11 protein-coding genes and 7 tRNA genes are annotated in these 14973 nt (G+C 51.6%); 2 read left to right on the top strand and 16 right to left on the bottom strand.

The window, feature by feature from the left end:
• Window positions 1-5: 5 nt before the first annotated feature.
• The 4 genes from corC to miaB all read right to left on the bottom strand — a co-directional run bounded on the left by corC (window position 6) and on the right by miaB (window position 4191).
• Entirely contained in the window at window positions 6-884 is an 879-nt protein-coding gene (gene corC / locus OH663_RS11655; RefSeq protein ID WP_045441054.1) for a CNNM family magnesium/cobalt transport protein CorC, read from the bottom strand.
• 98 nt (window positions 885-982) lie between these two features.
• Window positions 983-1450 carry an rRNA maturation RNase YbeY gene (ybeY, locus tag OH663_RS11650; RefSeq protein WP_200010563.1) on the bottom strand — a complete coding sequence of 156 codons (468 nt, stop codon included), beginning with the start codon at window positions 1448-1450 and terminating at the stop codon, window positions 983-985.
• Window positions 1447-2493: a PhoH family protein gene (locus tag OH663_RS11645; protein ID WP_019076268.1), complete on the bottom strand. Its 1047-nt coding sequence runs from the start codon at window positions 2491-2493 to the stop codon at window positions 1447-1449. The genes ybeY and OH663_RS11645 overlap by 4 nt, the downstream gene beginning before the upstream one ends.
• Window positions 2494-2760: 267 nt before the next feature.
• Window positions 2761-4191, bottom strand: coding sequence for a tRNA (N6-isopentenyl adenosine(37)-C2)-methylthiotransferase MiaB (gene miaB, locus OH663_RS11640; RefSeq protein WP_200010565.1), 1431 nt, complete (start codon window positions 4189-4191; stop codon window positions 2761-2763).
• A gap of 145 nt (window positions 4192-4336) precedes the next feature.
• Here miaB and ubiF point away from each other — a divergent pair, with 145 nt between their 5' ends.
• The gene (gene ubiF, locus OH663_RS11635; protein WP_200010567.1) at window positions 4337-5512 is read left to right on the top strand and encodes a 3-demethoxyubiquinol 3-hydroxylase; all 1176 of its coding nucleotides are present in this window, start codon (window positions 4337-4339) and stop codon (window positions 5510-5512) included.
• Window positions 5513-5619: 107 nt separating this feature from the next.
• Here ubiF and OH663_RS11630 read toward each other — a convergent pair.
• The 12 genes from OH663_RS11630 to nagB all read right to left on the bottom strand — a co-directional run bounded on the left by OH663_RS11630 (window position 5620) and on the right by nagB (window position 12517).
• A tRNA-Gln gene (locus OH663_RS11630) sits at window positions 5620-5694 on the bottom strand.
• Between the two features lie 36 nt (window positions 5695-5730).
• A tRNA-Gln gene (locus OH663_RS11625) sits at window positions 5731-5805 on the bottom strand.
• Between the two features lie 44 nt (window positions 5806-5849).
• Window positions 5850-5926, bottom strand: a tRNA-Met gene (locus OH663_RS11620).
• Window positions 5927-5947: 21 nt separating this feature from the next.
• Window positions 5948-6022: transfer RNA gene (locus OH663_RS11615), tRNA-Gln, on the bottom strand.
• 37 nt (window positions 6023-6059) lie between these two features.
• Window positions 6060-6134: transfer RNA gene (locus OH663_RS11610), tRNA-Gln, on the bottom strand.
• Between the two features lie 23 nt (window positions 6135-6157).
• A tRNA-Leu gene (locus OH663_RS11605) sits at window positions 6158-6242 on the bottom strand.
• 8 nt (window positions 6243-6250) lie between these two features.
• Window positions 6251-6327, bottom strand: a tRNA-Met gene (locus tag OH663_RS11600).
• Between the two features lie 223 nt (window positions 6328-6550).
• Window positions 6551-8215, bottom strand: coding sequence for an asparagine synthase B (gene asnB, locus OH663_RS11595; protein ID WP_045441057.1), 1665 nt, complete (start codon window positions 8213-8215; stop codon window positions 6551-6553).
• A 253-nt stretch (window positions 8216-8468) separates the two neighbouring features.
• Entirely contained in the window at window positions 8469-9221 is a 753-nt protein-coding gene (gene nagD, locus OH663_RS11590) for a ribonucleotide monophosphatase NagD (RefSeq protein WP_038638796.1), read from the bottom strand.
• A 57-nt stretch (window positions 9222-9278) separates the two neighbouring features.
• A complete protein-coding gene (gene nagC, locus OH663_RS11585) occupies window positions 9279-10499 on the bottom strand; it encodes a DNA-binding transcriptional regulator NagC (protein WP_048221855.1) in 1221 nt (406 codons plus the stop codon).
• An 8-nt stretch (window positions 10500-10507) separates the two neighbouring features.
• On the bottom strand, window positions 10508-11656 hold the full coding sequence (gene nagA / locus OH663_RS11580) for an N-acetylglucosamine-6-phosphate deacetylase (protein WP_048221854.1): 1149 nt from the start codon (window positions 11654-11656) through the stop codon (window positions 10508-10510).
• Between the two features lie 60 nt (window positions 11657-11716).
• Entirely contained in the window at window positions 11717-12517 is an 801-nt protein-coding gene (gene nagB, locus OH663_RS11575) for a glucosamine-6-phosphate deaminase (RefSeq protein ID WP_200010569.1), read from the bottom strand.
• A gap of 344 nt (window positions 12518-12861) precedes the next feature.
• On the opposite strand from nagB, the gene nagE reads away from it, so the two are divergent.
• The gene (nagE, locus tag OH663_RS11570; protein WP_045441060.1) at window positions 12862-14811 is read left to right on the top strand and encodes a PTS N-acetyl glucosamine transporter subunit IIABC; all 1950 of its coding nucleotides are present in this window, start codon (window positions 12862-12864) and stop codon (window positions 14809-14811) included.
• The last annotated feature ends 162 nt before the right edge of the window (window positions 14812-14973 follow it).

The following is a 14973-nucleotide window of genomic DNA, read 5'->3' as shown; positions in this document are numbered from 1 at the left end:
CGGGTTTATTCGTCCAGTTTGGGCTGGGGTGAGTCGTCCGGAATTCTGACATGAACCTGAATAATACGACGGCTGTCGGCCATTGCTACTTTGAACTGGTAACCATCGATGTCGATAGTCTCACCGCGAGCGGGCAGATGACCAAAGGCCTGCATGACCAGCCCGCCAATGGTATCCACTTCTTCGTCGCTAAAGTGGGTGCCAAAGGCTTCGTTGAAGTCTTCAATTGGCGCGAGCGCTCGGATAGTCCATGTATGGCGACTGAGCTGACGGAAATCAATATCGTCTTCTTCGTCGTACTCATCTTCGATTTCACCGACGATCAGTTCAAGGATGTCTTCAATAGTCACCAGACCAGACACTCCGCCGAATTCGTCGATGACGATAGCCATATGGTAACGCTGAGAACGGAACTCTTTCAGCATGCGGTCAACACGCTTGCTCTCAGGTACGACAACTGCCTGGCGTAACACTTTTTCCATGCTGAAGGCTTCGGAATCGCTGCGCATGAACGGCAGCAAGTCTTTGGCCATCAGAATCCCTTCAATGTGATCTTTGTCTTCGCTGATCACCGGGAAACGCGAGTGAGCAGACTCGATAATAACATCGAGGCATTCATCCAGGGTCTGGTTGCGTTTGAGGGTAATCATCTGGGAGCGGGGGATCATGATGTCGCGAACGCGTTGGTCCGCAATGTCCATCACCCCTTCGAGCATATCGCGCGTATCTTCATCGATAAGGTCGTTCTGCCCGGAATCACGGATCAGCTCCAACAGTTCGTCGCGGTTTTTAGGTTCACCGTGGAAAAGTTGGCTCAGTAACAGGGAAAAAAATCCCTTTTTGCTGTTTAAGGTGTCACTACTGTGTGAATTGTCGTCGCTCATGGCGTCGTATGGGTTCTCATGTTAGTTAATATTAAGCACGTCGAGCAAATACTCTGCGTCAGACGGCAACAACAACCGCCGGGCGTTAGCCCGGCAGCTTATTCTTTCTCGGCAATGTACGGATCCTCATAGCCCAGAGCAAGCATAATCTCTGTTTCAAGGGATTCCATCTCTTCCGCTTCGTCGTCTTCGATATGGTCGTAACCCAGCAAATGCAGGCTACCATGCACCACCATATGCGCCCAGTGGGCTTCCAGCGGTTTGCCTTGCTCCAGCGCTTCTTTTTCAACCACCTGGCGGCAGATGATCAGGTCACCCAGCAGCGGCAGCTCAATCCCCGGAGGCGCTTCAAACGGGAAGGAAAGCACGTTGGTAGACTTGTCCTTTCCGCGATAGGTCAGGTTCAGTTCGTGACTTTCGGCGTCATCAACCAGGCGAATAGTCACTTCTGATTCTTCCTGGAACTGCGGGATCACTGCATCCAGCCATGCCTGAAACTGACTCTCTTGCGGTAAGCCGGATTCATTTTCACATGCCAGCTGTAAATCGAGGATAACCTGACTCATTTTTGTTCCTGTTCCTGAGCTTCGCGTTTACGTTCCGCAGCCAGCTCGGCTTTTCGTTTTTGTTCTGCTTCTTCCCAGGCCTCATACGCCGTCACGATACGGGCAACTACCGGGTGGCGCACCACGTCTTCGCTATGGAAGAAATTAAAACTAATCTCGTCGACTTCAGCCAGCACTTCGATGGCATGACGCAGGCCGGATTTGGTGCTGCGCGGTAGGTCAATCTGGGTAATGTCGCCAGTGATAACGGCTTTGGAGTTAAAGCCGATACGAGTCAGGAACATTTTCATTTGTTCGATGGTGGTGTTCTGACTCTCATCAAGAATGATGAACGCATCGTTCAGCGTACGACCGCGCATATAAGCCAGTGGTGCGACCTCAATGACGTTACGCTCAATCAGCTTCTCTACTTTCTCGAAACCGAGCATTTCGAACAGAGCGTCATACAGCGGGCGTAAATACGGGTCGACTTTCTGGCTCAGATCGCCTGGCAGGAAACCCAGTTTTTCACCGGCTTCAACCGCCGGACGGGTCAGCAGAATACGGCGGATTTCCTGACGCTCAAGCGCATCTACCGCCGCGGCAACGGCAAGGTAAGTTTTACCCGTACCTGCAGGGCCAACGCCGAAGGTGATGTCGTGGTCAAGAATGTTGGCGATATACTGCGCCTGATTCGGCGTACGCGGTTTAATCACCCCGCGTTTGGTTTTGATATTCACCGCTTTGCCAAACTCAGGCACGCTGTCTGCGCTCTGTTCAAGAACACGCGCTTCTTTGATCGCCAGGTGAATTTGTTCTGGCTCGATGTCCTGCGTCTGGCCGCGCATCGGGGCGGTATCAACGTAGAGACTGCGTAAAATATCTGCCGCAGCGGTGACGCAAATCGGACGACCGGTCAGTTTAAAGTGGTTATCGCGGCGGTTAATTTCGATGCCGAGGCGACGTTCCAGCTGTTTGATGTTGTCATCAAACGGACCGCAAAGACTCAACAAACGGGCGTTGTCTGCGGGTTCAAGGGTGATTTCTCGAGTGTCTATGTTCAAACCGTTCCTCTTATGCATGTATCGCCGGACGTTGAACATTCACCGGCATGTAAGGAAATTATTCACGCCACAGAGAAAAGGCGCAAGCATTGCGATAAATATGGGGATTGGGTAAGGAATTGCAAGGCCGCCTGTCATACTTCAGGCTGCAGATGCGTTGGCTTCGCTTGTTCACCCCAGTCACATAGTTATCTATGCTCCTGGGGATTCACGCTCTTGCCGCCTTTCTGCAGCTCGAATTATTCAGGGGGAGGTGATGCCTTAAGATTAAGGCTGATAAATACCTACGCCGAGATCGTTTTCTTTGCGGGTGCGTGCAATGACTGACTCAGGACTTTCTGCGATGCGCAGGCCCATTTCGTCTTCAGTGCGTACCACTTTACCGCGCAGAGAGTTGGTCCAGACGTCGGTAATTTCAACGTCTACGAACTTACCAATCATTTCCGGGGAGCCTTCAAAGTTCACCACACGGTTATTTTCGGTACGTCCAGACAGTTCCATAATGCTTTTACGCGACGTGCCTTCAACCAGAATACGCTGAGTCGTGCCGAGCATACGGCGACTCCAGGCCATCGCCTGCTGGTTGATACGTTCCTGCAGAATATACAGACGCTGTTTTTTCTCTTCTTCCGGAACGTCGTCAACCATATCGGCTGCTGGTGTGCCAGGACGCGCAGAGAAGATAAAGCTGTAGCTCATGTCGAAATTGACGTCAGCAATCAGCTTCATGGTCTGCTCGAAATCTTGCGTGGTTTCACCAGGGAAGCCAACAATGAAGTCAGAGCTAATCTGGATGTCCGGGCGCGCGGCGCGCAGTTTACGGATGATCGCTTTATATTCCAGCGCGGTATGGGTACGGCCCATCAGGTTCAGGACGCGATCCGAACCACTCTGTACCGGCAGGTGCAGGAAGCTCACCAACTCCGGGGTGTCACGATAGACTTCAACGATATCATCGGTGAACTCGATCGGATGGCTGGTGGTAAAGCGAATGCGATCGATCCCGTCGATAGCGGCAACCAGACGCAGCAGGTCGGCAAACGAACCAATCGTGCCGTCGTAGTTCTCACCACGCCAGGCGTTGACGTTTTGCCCCAGCAAGTTCACTTCACGTACGCCCTGAGCTGCAAGCTGGGCGATTTCGAACAGAATGTCATCCGCCGGGCGGCTGACTTCTTCACCACGGGTGTACGGCACCACGCAGTAAGTACAATATTTATTACAGCCTTCCATGATGGATACAAACGCGCTTGGACCTTCAGCACGCGGTTCAGGCAGACGGTCGAATTTTTCGATTTCCGGGAAGCTGATATCCACCACCGGGCTACGGGTGTTGCTGCCGCGCACTTTATTGATCATTTCCGGCAGACGGTGAAGCGTTTGTGGCCCAAAAATAATATCGACATAGTGTGCACGTTGACGAATGTGATCACCTTCCTGAGAGGCAACACAGCCACCGACACCAATAATAAGATCGGGATTTTTCTCTTTTAAGAGTTTCCAGCGACCTAACTGGTGGAAAACTTTTTCCTGAGCCTTCTCGCGGATTGAGCAGGTATTCAACAGCAACACATCCGCTTCTTCCGCCACGTCGGTCAGTTGATATCCGTGAGTGGCATCCAGCAGATCGGCCATCTTCGATGAATCGTATTCGTTCATCTGACAGCCCCAGGTTTTAATATGGAGTTTTTTGGTCATCGACTTGCTCTTGCGAAATTGTGGCTGAAATGCAGGGCGCATAGTGTACTGCTTTGGCGCGGTTGTGACCAGTATGACCGATGTCAGCCTCAAGGGGTAAAAAATCCTGTAAACTTACACAATACATGTAACAGGATGATTGACCATGACAAATCAACCAACGGAAATTGCCATTGTCGGCGGGGGGATGGTCGGCGGCGCGCTGGCGCTTGGACTGGCGCAGCATGGATTCTCGGTAACGGTTATTGAACACGCCGTTCCTGCGCCGTTCGTGGCTGACGGACAACCTGATGTGCGTATTTCGGCGATTAGCTCGGCATCTGTGTCGCTGTTGAAAGGGCTGGGCGTCTGGGATGCGGTACAGGGTATGCGCAGTCATCCTTATCGTCGCCTGGAAACCTGGGAGTGGGAAAACGCTCATGTGGTGTTTGATGCCGCTGAGCTTAAACTGCCATTGCTGGGCTATATGGTGGAAAACAACGTCCTGCAACAGGCGCTCTGGCAGGCGCTGGAAGCCCATCCAAAGGTGACTTTGCGCGTGCCGGCATCACTGATCTCTCTGCATCGCCATAATGACCGGCATGAGCTTGAGCTGGCAGGCGGTGAAAAGATCACTGTGAAGCTGGTGATCGGTGCCGATGGAGCGAATTCTCAGGTACGCCAAATGGCCGGAATTGGCATTCATGCCTGGCAGTATGCGCAATCCTGTATGTTGATAACCGTTAAATGCGAGAACTCACCAGGAGACAGCACCTGGCAGCAGTTTACCCCTGACGGTCCTCGCGCGTTTTTACCGCTGTTCGATAACTGGGCTTCGCTGGTGTGGTATGACTCTCCGGCAAGGATCCGCCAGTTGCAGAGTCTCAGCATGCCGCAGCTACAGGCCGAGATCACCAAACACTTTCCTGCACGGCTCGGACACATTACACCAGTCGCAGCGGGCGCGTTTCCGCTTACTCGTCGCCATGCGTTGCAATATGTGCAGCCAGGTCTGGCGCTGGTGGGTGATGCCGCGCATACCATTCATCCGCTGGCGGGGCAGGGGGTTAATCTGGGATACCGCGACGTTGATGCCCTGATTGATGTGCTGGTTAATGCCCGTAGCTATGGTGAATCCTGGGCCAGTCAACAGGTGCTGAAACGCTACCAAAACCGTCGTATGACCGATAACTTCATTATGCAGAGTGGGATGGATCTGTTCTACGCCGGGTTTAGCAACAATCTGCAGCCGCTGCGTATTATGCGTAACCTCGGGTTAATGGCGGCAGAGCGAGCCGGTGTGTTGAAGCGTCAGGCGCTGAAGTATGCGTTAGGGTTGTAGTGCGTATGCGGGCCTACGCAATTCGCCGTAGGCCCGATAAGCCTTTTGCCATACGATATTGAGAGCGCAGAAAAGCAAAAAGCTCGCCAAAGCGAGCTTTTTTAATATGGCTGGGGTACGAGGATTCGAACCTCGGAATGCTGGTATCAGAAACCAGAGCCTTACCGCTTGGCGATACCCCAACGGGTGCACCCACAAAGTGGACGACTTTTTGAAATTGGCTGGGGTACGAGGATTCGAACCTCGGAATGCTGGTATCAGAAACCAGAGCCTTACCGCTTGGCGATACCCCAACAATTTTTTGGATTTACCGAATTAAATCGATACGTCCTTAATATGGTGGCTACGACGGGATTCGAACCTGTGACCCCATCATTATGAGTGATGTGCTCTAACCAGCTGAGCTACGTAGCCATATATTATCATATTCTTCGATGGCTGGGGTACCTGGATTCGAACCAGGGAATGCCGGTATCAAAAACCGGTGCCTTACCGCTTGGCGATACCCCAATGACCGTCGCGGTGAACCGCTATATCGAAGAAAAAATGGCTGGGGTACCTGGATTCGAACCAGGGAATGCCGGTATCAAAAACCGGTGCCTTACCGCTTGGCGATACCCCATCCGTGCAACGCTTACGGGTGAATGGTGCGGGAGGCGAGACTTGAACTCGCACACCTTGCGGCGCCAGAACCTAAATCTGGTGCGTCTACCAATTTCGCCACTCCCGCAAAAAAGATGGTGGCTACGACGGGATTCGAACCTGTGACCCCATCATTATGAGTGATGTGCTCTAACCAGCTGAGCTACGTAGCCATCTTTTTTTCGCGTTACCTTATCGGCGTTGCGGGGCGCATTATGCGTATTGAGCTTTGAAGCGTCAACCCCTTTTTCATGGAAAATAGCTGGAATGTGACTGTTTGGTTAGGTTGCGAACAGCATGACGCAATATTCGGCAATTATTAGTTATTAATTGTTTTTCCGCACGTTAAATCGACATAAAAAAAGAGCCCCGCAGGGCTCTTTTCTGATGATTTGCTTACTTATAAGCTGACTGATGCACACCAACTGCACGGCCTGATGGATCGTTCATGGTTTTGAACGCTTCATCCCATTCAATTGCTTTTGCTGAAGAACAGGCGACAGACGGACCGCCAGGAACGCATTCAGCAGCGCTTGCTACCGGGAACAGTTCTTCGAAAATCTCACGGTACAAGTACGCCTCTTTCGATGATGGCGTGTTATACGGGAAGCGGAAGCTGGCGGTTTCCAGTTGCTGGTCGGAAACTTGCTCTGCTGCCACTTCTTTCAGCGTGTCAATCCAGCTGTAACCGACGCCGTCAGAGAACTGCTCTTTCTGACGCCACGCCACGCTGGCTGGCAGGTAAGATTCAAAGCATTCGCGCAGGACATGTTTTTCCATTTTCCCGTTACCACACATTTTATCCTGCGGGTTGATGCGCATCGCCACATCGAGGAATTTTTTATCCAGGAAGGGAACGCGGGCTTCGACACCCCAGGCAGACATCGCTTTGTTGGCACGAGCACAGTCAAACATATGCAGCGCTTGTAGTTTACGCACGGTTTCTTCATGCAGCTCTTTCGCGTCTGGCGCTTTATGGAAGTAGAGATAGCCGCCAAAGACTTCGTCTGAACCTTCACCCGACAGCACCATTTTAATGCCCATCGCTTTAATTTTACGAGACATCAGGTACATCGGTGTTGAGGCGCGAATTGTTGTTACATCGTAGGTTTCGATGTGATAGATGACGTCGCGGATCGCATCCAAACCTTCCTGCACGGTGAAGTGGATCTCGTGATGCACGGTGCCTAAGTGGTTCGCGACTTCTTGCGCGGCTTTCAAGTCTGGTGCGCCTTCCAGACCCACAGCGAAGGAGTGCAACTGAGGCCACCAGGCTTCGCTGCGTTCCTGATCTTCAACACGACGCGCCGCGTATTTTTTGGTGATGGCAGAAATAACGGAGGAGTCCAGGCCGCCGGATAGCAGTACACCGTAAGGGACATCTGACATCAGATGGCTTTTGACGGCGTCTTCCAGCGCCTGACGCAGTTCGTTTTTATCCGTCACATTGTCTTTTACCGCATCGTATTCAAACCAGTCGCGCTGGTAGTATTGACGAATTTCGCCATCTTTGCTCCACAGATAGCTACCGGCCGGGAATTCTTTAATCGTGCGGCACACCGGAACCAGCGCTTTCATTTCTGAGGCAACATAGAAGTTACCGTGTTCGTCATAGCCCATATACAACGGGATGATCCCGAGATGATCGCGGCCAATCAGGTAGGCGTCTTGTTCGCTGTCGTACAGCGCAAAGGCAAACATACCCTGCAGGGAGTCGAGGAATTCTGGCCCTTTTTCCTGATACAGCGCGAGGATAACTTCACAGTCAGAACCGGTCTGGAACTGGTAGCGGTCGCCGTATTCAGCGCGTAACGCCTGGTGGTTATAGATTTCACCGTTCACCGCCAGAATATGTGTTTTTTTCATGTTGTACAGCGGCTGAGCACCTGCGTTGACGTCGACAATCGACAAACGCTCATGTGCCAGAATGGCGTTATCACTGGCGTAAATACCCGACCAGTCCGGGCCACGATGACGCATCAGACGGGACAATTCCAGGGCTTTTTTACGCAGCTCAACTGCGTCTGTTTTAATATCGAATACGCCAAAAATAGAACACATAACCTTCTCCGTTAACCTGTTGCGTGATGCTTTTTGTGTTTGCTTGATTAAGAAAATGCCGCAAAGGCGGTGGGGGCGCAAGAAGTTTGGCATGCTGAAAGTAAAAAACTCAATGATGATTATTGAATGGTGAAAAAAGATTACGTAATAAGCGTATTTATTGATGAATTATCAGTAAATCGGCAGTTTTATTGAATGGAGTGATTTTGTGTGCCGGATGGCGCGTTTACGCTGATCTCCGGCACAGAAGTGCTTAGATAACATCTATCTCGGCAACGGAAGGGTAGATCCAGCTTGGTCGGAACGGCATGCTGTCGATATCGTCAAGCGTGGATACGCCAGACAACACCAGGATGGTTTCAAGGCCAGCCTGGAAGCCTGCCAGAATATCTGTACGCAGGTTGTCACCGACAATAACGGTCTCTTCGGAGTGCGCCTGCATTTTGTTGAGTGCCGCGCGAATAATCCATGGGCTGGGTTTGCCGACATAAAATGGTTTACGCCCGGAGATCTTTTCGATACCGGCGCAGAGCGCACCACAGGCGGGATAAAAACCGCGGCCATGGGTATCCGGGTTGGTCGCGATAAAGCGCGCGCCATTGGCAACAAAATATGCCGCTTTATGCATCATGTCCCAGTTGTAGGAGCGCGTCTCGCCGACAATCACGAAGTCGGGGTTAACATCGGTAATGGTAAAGCCGGCTTTATACAGTTCGTGGATCAGCGCGCCTTCACCCACGACGTAGGCTTTTTTCCCTTCCTGGCGACGCAGAAAATCGGCAGTGGCCATGGCGGAAGTATAAAAGACGCTATCGGGGACATTCACACCCGCCGTGGCGAAGCGGTTCGCCAGATCCTGCCCGGTCTGAGAAGGGTAGTTAGTCAGCAGGACTAACGGCAAACCTTTTTCTAGGATGCCGGTCAGAAACTCTGCCGCACCCGGTACGGCAACATTGTCGTGCATCAGCACGCCGTCGATATCACAAATTACATTCTTGATGGTCATGAACTACCCAGGGAATTTGTCAGGAGTATGATAGTAACCCAATATTCTATGAGAGCATTAATTTTCCAGCAAACGTTGCAGCAACGAACCGTTGAGCATAGCGCGTTTCACCAGCGCAAATGCGCCAATGGCTGAGCGGTGGTCCAGCGTGGAGCGAACCACGGGCAGATTGTGGCGAAACGCCTTCAACGCCTGGGTATTAATGCAGCTTTCTATTGCCGGGAGCAGCACTTTATCTGCCTCAGTAATCTCACCGGCAATGACGATTTTTTGCGGGTTAAACAGGTTAATGGCGATAGCGATGGTTTTACCCAGATGGCGACCAACGTGCTCAATGACTTCCGACGCCAGGTTATCGCCTTTATTCGCAGCTTTACAGATGGTTTTAATGTTGCAATCATCCAGCGTCAGTCGACTCGGATAGCCTTGCTTGAGTAAGTTTTGTACGCGATGCTCAATGGATGCGTTAGCTGCAATAGTTTCCAGACAGCCAAAATTCCCGCAGTGGCAGCGTTCACCCAGCGGCTCAACCTGAATATGACCAATTTCACCGACGTTGCCGTTGCGACCAATGAAAATTCGGCCATTTGAGATGATCCCAGCCCCGGTCCCGCGATGGACGCGCACCAGAATGGAGTCTTCGCAATCCTGACTTGCCCCAAAATAGTGCTCGGCAAGCGCCAGACTGCGGATGTCGTGGCCGACAAAGCAGGTTACCTGAAAACGTTTTTCCAGCGCTTCGACCAACCCCCAGTTTTCAACCTGAATATGCGGCATGTAGCGGATAACGCCGCTTTCGGGATCAACCAGCCCTGGCAGAATGACAGAGATAGCAATCAGTTCACGGATTTTCCGCTGGCAGCTATCAATAAAGGTGGAAATCGTATTGAGCAGCGCGTACTCCAGCGTTTCCTGTGTGCGCTCGGGAAGAGGATAATGCTCTTCTGCGACCACTTTGCTGCTCATATCATAGAGTGTGAGCGTGGTGTCGTGGCGGCCCAGGCGTACGCCGATAGCGTGGAAATTGCGGGTTTCGGTGACGATAGAAATAGCGCGGCGGCCTCCAGTGGAGGCCTGCTGATCAACCTCTTTGATCAGCCCGCGTTCAATCAGTTGACGCGTAATTTTTGTTACGCTGGCGGGGGCAAGTTGGCTCTGCTCGGCAATCTGAATTCGCGAGATTGGCCCATGCTGGTCAATCAGGCGATAAACTGCCGCGCTGTTAAGCTGTTTTACGAGATCAACATTACCTATTTGAGCTTGTCCGCCTGGTGTCATTCTTTCTCTTACTCAGTAACGACCTCGTTGCCATTAACGATGGTCTTGATAATTTTAAAGTCGTGCGTGAACGCGGTCAGGTTGGCTACTTTGCCTGGCGCGATGCTGCCGAGTTGTTTGTCGACGCCGATTGCGCGAGCAGGGTAGAGAGTCGCCATGCGCAGGACTTCATCCAGTGCAATACCGCAATGTTCAACCAGATTACGTACGCCTTCGATCATGGTTAACGAAGAGCCGCTCAGCGTGCCGTTCTCATCCACACACAGTCCATTGCGGTAGTATATTGTTTTACCAGCGAAAATGAACTGTTCAATATTTGCACCTGCCGGGGCGGTTGCGTCGGTCACCAGGCACAGTTTGTCACCTTTCAGGCGCTTGGCGTTACGAATATTAACGTAGTCAACATGCAGACCGTCGGCGATGATACCGCAATAAATATCGGCCTCATCAAGTATTGCGCCTGCCAGACCTGGCTCGCGGCCAGTAATATAAGGCATCGCGTTGAACAGATGCGTTGCAAAGGTGATACCCGCGCGGAATCCAATTTTGGCTTCTTTTACCGTTGCGTTAGAGTGGCCTGCTGAAACGACAATACCTGCATTTACCAGCTTTGTTATCACTTCGGTTGGGACCATTTCTGGTGCCAGCGTCACTTTGGTGATGACGTCCGCATTATCGCACAGGAAATCGACCAGCGCAGCGTCAGGCTGACGGACAAAACCCGGATTATGGGTACCTTTTTTCACCAGGTTCAGCCACGGACCTTCAAGGTGAAGTCCTAATGCCTGGTTGGGGTGTTTCGCCAGGTATTCGCGCATTACGCGAACGCCTTGTTTCATCAGGTCATCGCTGGTGGTAATTAGCGTGGGCAGGTAGTTAGTGCAGCCTGATTTTTCATTGGCTTTCTGCATGATTTCCAGCGTCTCAACGGTGACGGCTTCTGCCGTATCGTTAAACTGTACGCCGCCGCAGCCGTTTAACTGCACATCAATAAAACCGGGGGAAATAATGGCCCCATTCAGTGAGCGTTGTTCAATCCCGGACGGTAATTCCGCCAGTGGGCAGACGCTGGCTATCAGGCCATCAGCGACAACAATCGCATGGTCATCAAGAATTTCGTGACCGGTAAAAATCCGGCCCTGGGTTAAAGCATACATTCCGACCCCCGATTTCAAAAAATGCCGCCCTGCAACTTTTTCGGCAGGGCGGAGATACCATTACAGACCTTTAATATTTTCCGCTTCTAACTCGTTGAAGTATTTCAGCGTTTTCACTTTCAGTTCCATTGTTGAAGGCTCATCGCAGACAACGACGGCTTTCGGATGCAACTGCAGGCAACTGATGGTCCACATATGGTTGACGTTACCTTCAACGGCTGCTTGCAGCGCCTGTGCTTTTTGATGGCCCAGCACCAGGATCATCACTTCTTCAGCATCCAACAGGGTGCCAACACCTACGGTCAGCGCATATTTAGGCACCTGGCTTACGTCGCCATCAAAGAAGCGTGAGTTAGCTACGCGAGTGTCATGAGTCAGCGTTTTGATACGTGTGCGGGAAGCCAAAGAAGAGGCAGGTTCGTTGAACGCGATATGTCCGTCGTTGCCTACGCCACCCATAAACAGATGGATTTTACCGTAAGAACGGATTTTTTCTTCATACTGACGGCATTCTGCATCAATATCCGGCGCGTTACCATTGAGGAGGTTAATATTTTCTGCTGGAATATCAACATGATCAAAGAAGTTACGGTGCATGAAGTTGTGGTAGCTTTCCGGATGCTCTTTCGGCAAACCTACATATTCGTCCATGTTGAAAGTGACAACATGTTTGAAGCTCACCTGGCCCGCTTTGTGCATTTCGACTAATGCTTTATAGGCTGTCAGCGGTGTACCACCAGTTGGCAGGCCCAGAACAAACGGACGATCTGCCGTTGGTTTAAACGCGTTAATACGGTTAACGATATGGCGAGCAGCCCATTTGCCGACTTGTTCAGCGGTATTCAGGGGGATCAGTCTCATTCTTCACCTCAAAAGTAAATGTAAGCAATTGGCGGATTGAGTCGATGTGCTGTATTAAGCGTAACCTGGTTTTGCATCGGTAAGGATCAATCCGTTTCGATTTTTTGAATGATAAAATAAGTTTTCGTAGTTAGCCAGTGAAAGGGAGGGTTTATAACGATATTTGGTGACTGGAATCACAAAAAACATGCTTTTAATTTGCGATACGAATTAATTTTTCACACACTCTGAATGTAGATGAATGGTTAATATCGTTGTTCCAGAAAATCTTGTTGTTGGTAATGGTCGCACAATAAAAATATGGCTTCAAAGGAGCCTAATCGGGGTCTCGTAGGGGGAATAAAATGAATATTTTAGGTTTTTTCCAGCGGCTGGGTAGGGCGTTACAGCTCCCCATCGCTGTGCTGCCTGTCGCGGCACTGTTGCTGCGATTTGGCCAACCAGATTTGCTTAACGTACCCTTCATCGCGCAAGCGGGTGGGGCCATCTTTGATAACCTCGCGTTAATATTTGCCATCGGTGTGGCATCCAGCTGGTCTAAAGACAGCGCAGGTGCTGCAGCGTTGGCAGGTGCGGTCGGTTATTTCATATTGACCAAAGCAATGGTTACCATCAACCCGGCGATCAACATGGGCGTGCTGGCAGGTATTATTACCGGTCTGGTCGGTGGTGCGGTGTATAACCGCTGGTCTGGTATCAAACTGCCTGACTTCCTGAGCTTCTTCGGCGGTAAACGCTTTGTGCCAATCGCCACCGGTTTCTTTTGCCTGGTGCTGGCTGCTATCTTCGGCTACGTGTGGCCGCCGGTGCAGAACGCTATCCATGCAGGTGGTGAGTGGATCGTGGGCGCTGGCGCGCTGGGTTCCGGTATCTTTGGTTTCATCAACCGTCTGCTGATCCCAACCGGTCTGCATCAGGTTCTGAACACCATTGCCTGGTTCCAGATTGGTGAATTCACCAATGCGGCAGGCGCAGTATTTCACGGTGACATCAACCGCTTCTATGCGGGCGACGGCACTGCGGGTATGTTCATGTCTGGCTTCTTCCCGATCATGATGTTTGGTCTGCCGGGTGCGGCGCTGGCGATGTACTTTGCAGCACCGAAAGCACGTCGTCCGATGGTTGGCGGTATGCTGCTGTCTGTGGCGATCACTGCGTTCCTGACCGGTGTTACCGAGCCGCTGGAATTCCTGTTCATGTTCCTGGCACCATTGCTGTACCTCCTGCACGCACTGTTAACGGGTATCAGCCTGTTCGTCGCAACGCTGCTGGGGATCCACGCGGGCTTCTCCTTCTCCGCAGGTGCTATCGACTACGTGTTGATGTACAACTTGCCGGCAGCAAGCCAGAACGTCTGGATGCTGGTAGCGATGGGGCTGGTGTTCTTCGTAATCTACTTTGTGTTGTTCAGCGCGGTTATTCGCATGTTTAACCTGAAAACGCCGGGCCGCGAAGATAAAGAAGACGAAATTGTTACTGACGAAGCAAACAGCAATACCGAAGAAGGTTTAGCGCAACTGGCCACCAACTACATTGCTGCGGTTGGCGGTACGGATAACCTGAAAGCGATTGACGCCTGTATCACTCGTCTGCGTCTGACCGTTGTCGACTCTGGTCGCGTCAACGATGCGATGTGTAAACGTTTAGGCGCATCCGGTGTGGTGAAACTGAACAAGCAAACTATCCAGGTCATCGTGGGTGCGAAAGCAGAATCCATCGGCGACGAGATGAAGAAAGTTGTGGCCCGTGGTCCGGTTGCAGCAGCGTCTGGTGAAAGTGCACCAGCAGCAGCGGCTCCGGTTGTCAAACCGCAGGCGGTCGCGAATGCGGTAACTGTCGAAGCACTGGTTTCTCCGATTACCGGTGATGTGGTTGCCCTGGAGCAAGTTCCTGATGAAGCTTTCGCCAGCAAAGCGGTAGGTGACGGCGTGGCAGTGAAACCGACGGATAAAATCGTTGTTTCCCCGGCAGCAGGCACCATCGTGAAGATCTTTAACACCAACCATGCGTTCTGTCTGGAAACAGAAAAAGGCGCGGAAATCGTTGTCCATATGGGTATCGATACCGTCGCGCTGGAAGGCAAGGGCTTTAAACGTCTGGTTGAAGAAGGTGCGGAAGTTACTGCAGGTCAACCTATTCTGGAAATGGATCTGGAGTATCTGAACGCCAATGCACGTTCAATGATTAGCCCGGTTGTTTGCAGCAACAGCGATGATTTCGGTGGTCTGGTGATCAAGGCCGAAGGTCATGTGGTTGCAGGTCAAACGCCACTGTACGAAATTAAAAGTAAATAATCGCTGTAGCCGGATAAGGCGCAAAGCGCCGCGATCCGACAACTAACACGCGATATTTAAGCGGCGGGGGATTATCCTCCGCCGCTTTTTTTTGCAGCAATTGCCCCCATAATGCCTGTCTGATACGTATTTTGCGTAACTAAGGGTTGTCAGTCTGTCCGG

The organism is Citrobacter sp. Marseille-Q5395, assembly GCF_947057495.1.
GTDB lineage: Bacteria > Pseudomonadota > Gammaproteobacteria > Enterobacterales > Enterobacteriaceae > Citrobacter > Citrobacter murliniae.
Note: the sequence above shows the minus strand (reverse complement) of the source record. Positions and strands in the feature narration are given on the sequence as shown.

Bases quoted from the DNA above. Each gene is read 5' to 3' on its own strand.
- nagD (WP_038638796.1), bottom strand. From the start codon at position 9,221: ATGACCATCAAGAATGTAATTTGTGATATCGACGGCGTGCTGATGCAC.
- ybeY (WP_200010563.1), bottom strand. From the start codon at position 1,450: ATGAGTCAGGTTATCCTCGATTTACAGCTGGCATGTGAAAATGAATCC.
- nagE (WP_045441060.1), top strand. From the start codon at position 12,862: ATGAATATTTTAGGTTTTTTCCAGCGGCTGGGTAGGGCGTTACAGCTC.
- nagB (WP_200010569.1), bottom strand. From the start codon at position 12,517: ATGAGACTGATCCCCCTGAATACCGCTGAACAAGTCGGCAAATGGGCT.
- nagA (WP_048221854.1), bottom strand. From the start codon at position 11,656: ATGTATGCTTTAACCCAGGGCCGGATTTTTACCGGTCACGAAATTCTT.
- asnB (WP_045441057.1), bottom strand. From the start codon at position 8,215: ATGTGTTCTATTTTTGGCGTATTCGATATTAAAACAGACGCAGTTGAG.
- ubiF (WP_200010567.1), top strand. From the start codon at position 4,337: ATGACAAATCAACCAACGGAAATTGCCATTGTCGGCGGGGGGATGGTC.
- nagC (WP_048221855.1), bottom strand. From the start codon at position 10,499: ATGACACCAGGCGGACAAGCTCAAATAGGTAATGTTGATCTCGTAAAA.
- miaB (WP_200010565.1), bottom strand. From the start codon at position 4,191: ATGACCAAAAAACTCCATATTAAAACCTGGGGCTGTCAGATGAACGAA.
- corC (WP_045441054.1), bottom strand. From the start codon at position 884: ATGAGCGACGACAATTCACACAGTAGTGACACCTTAAACAGCAAAAAG.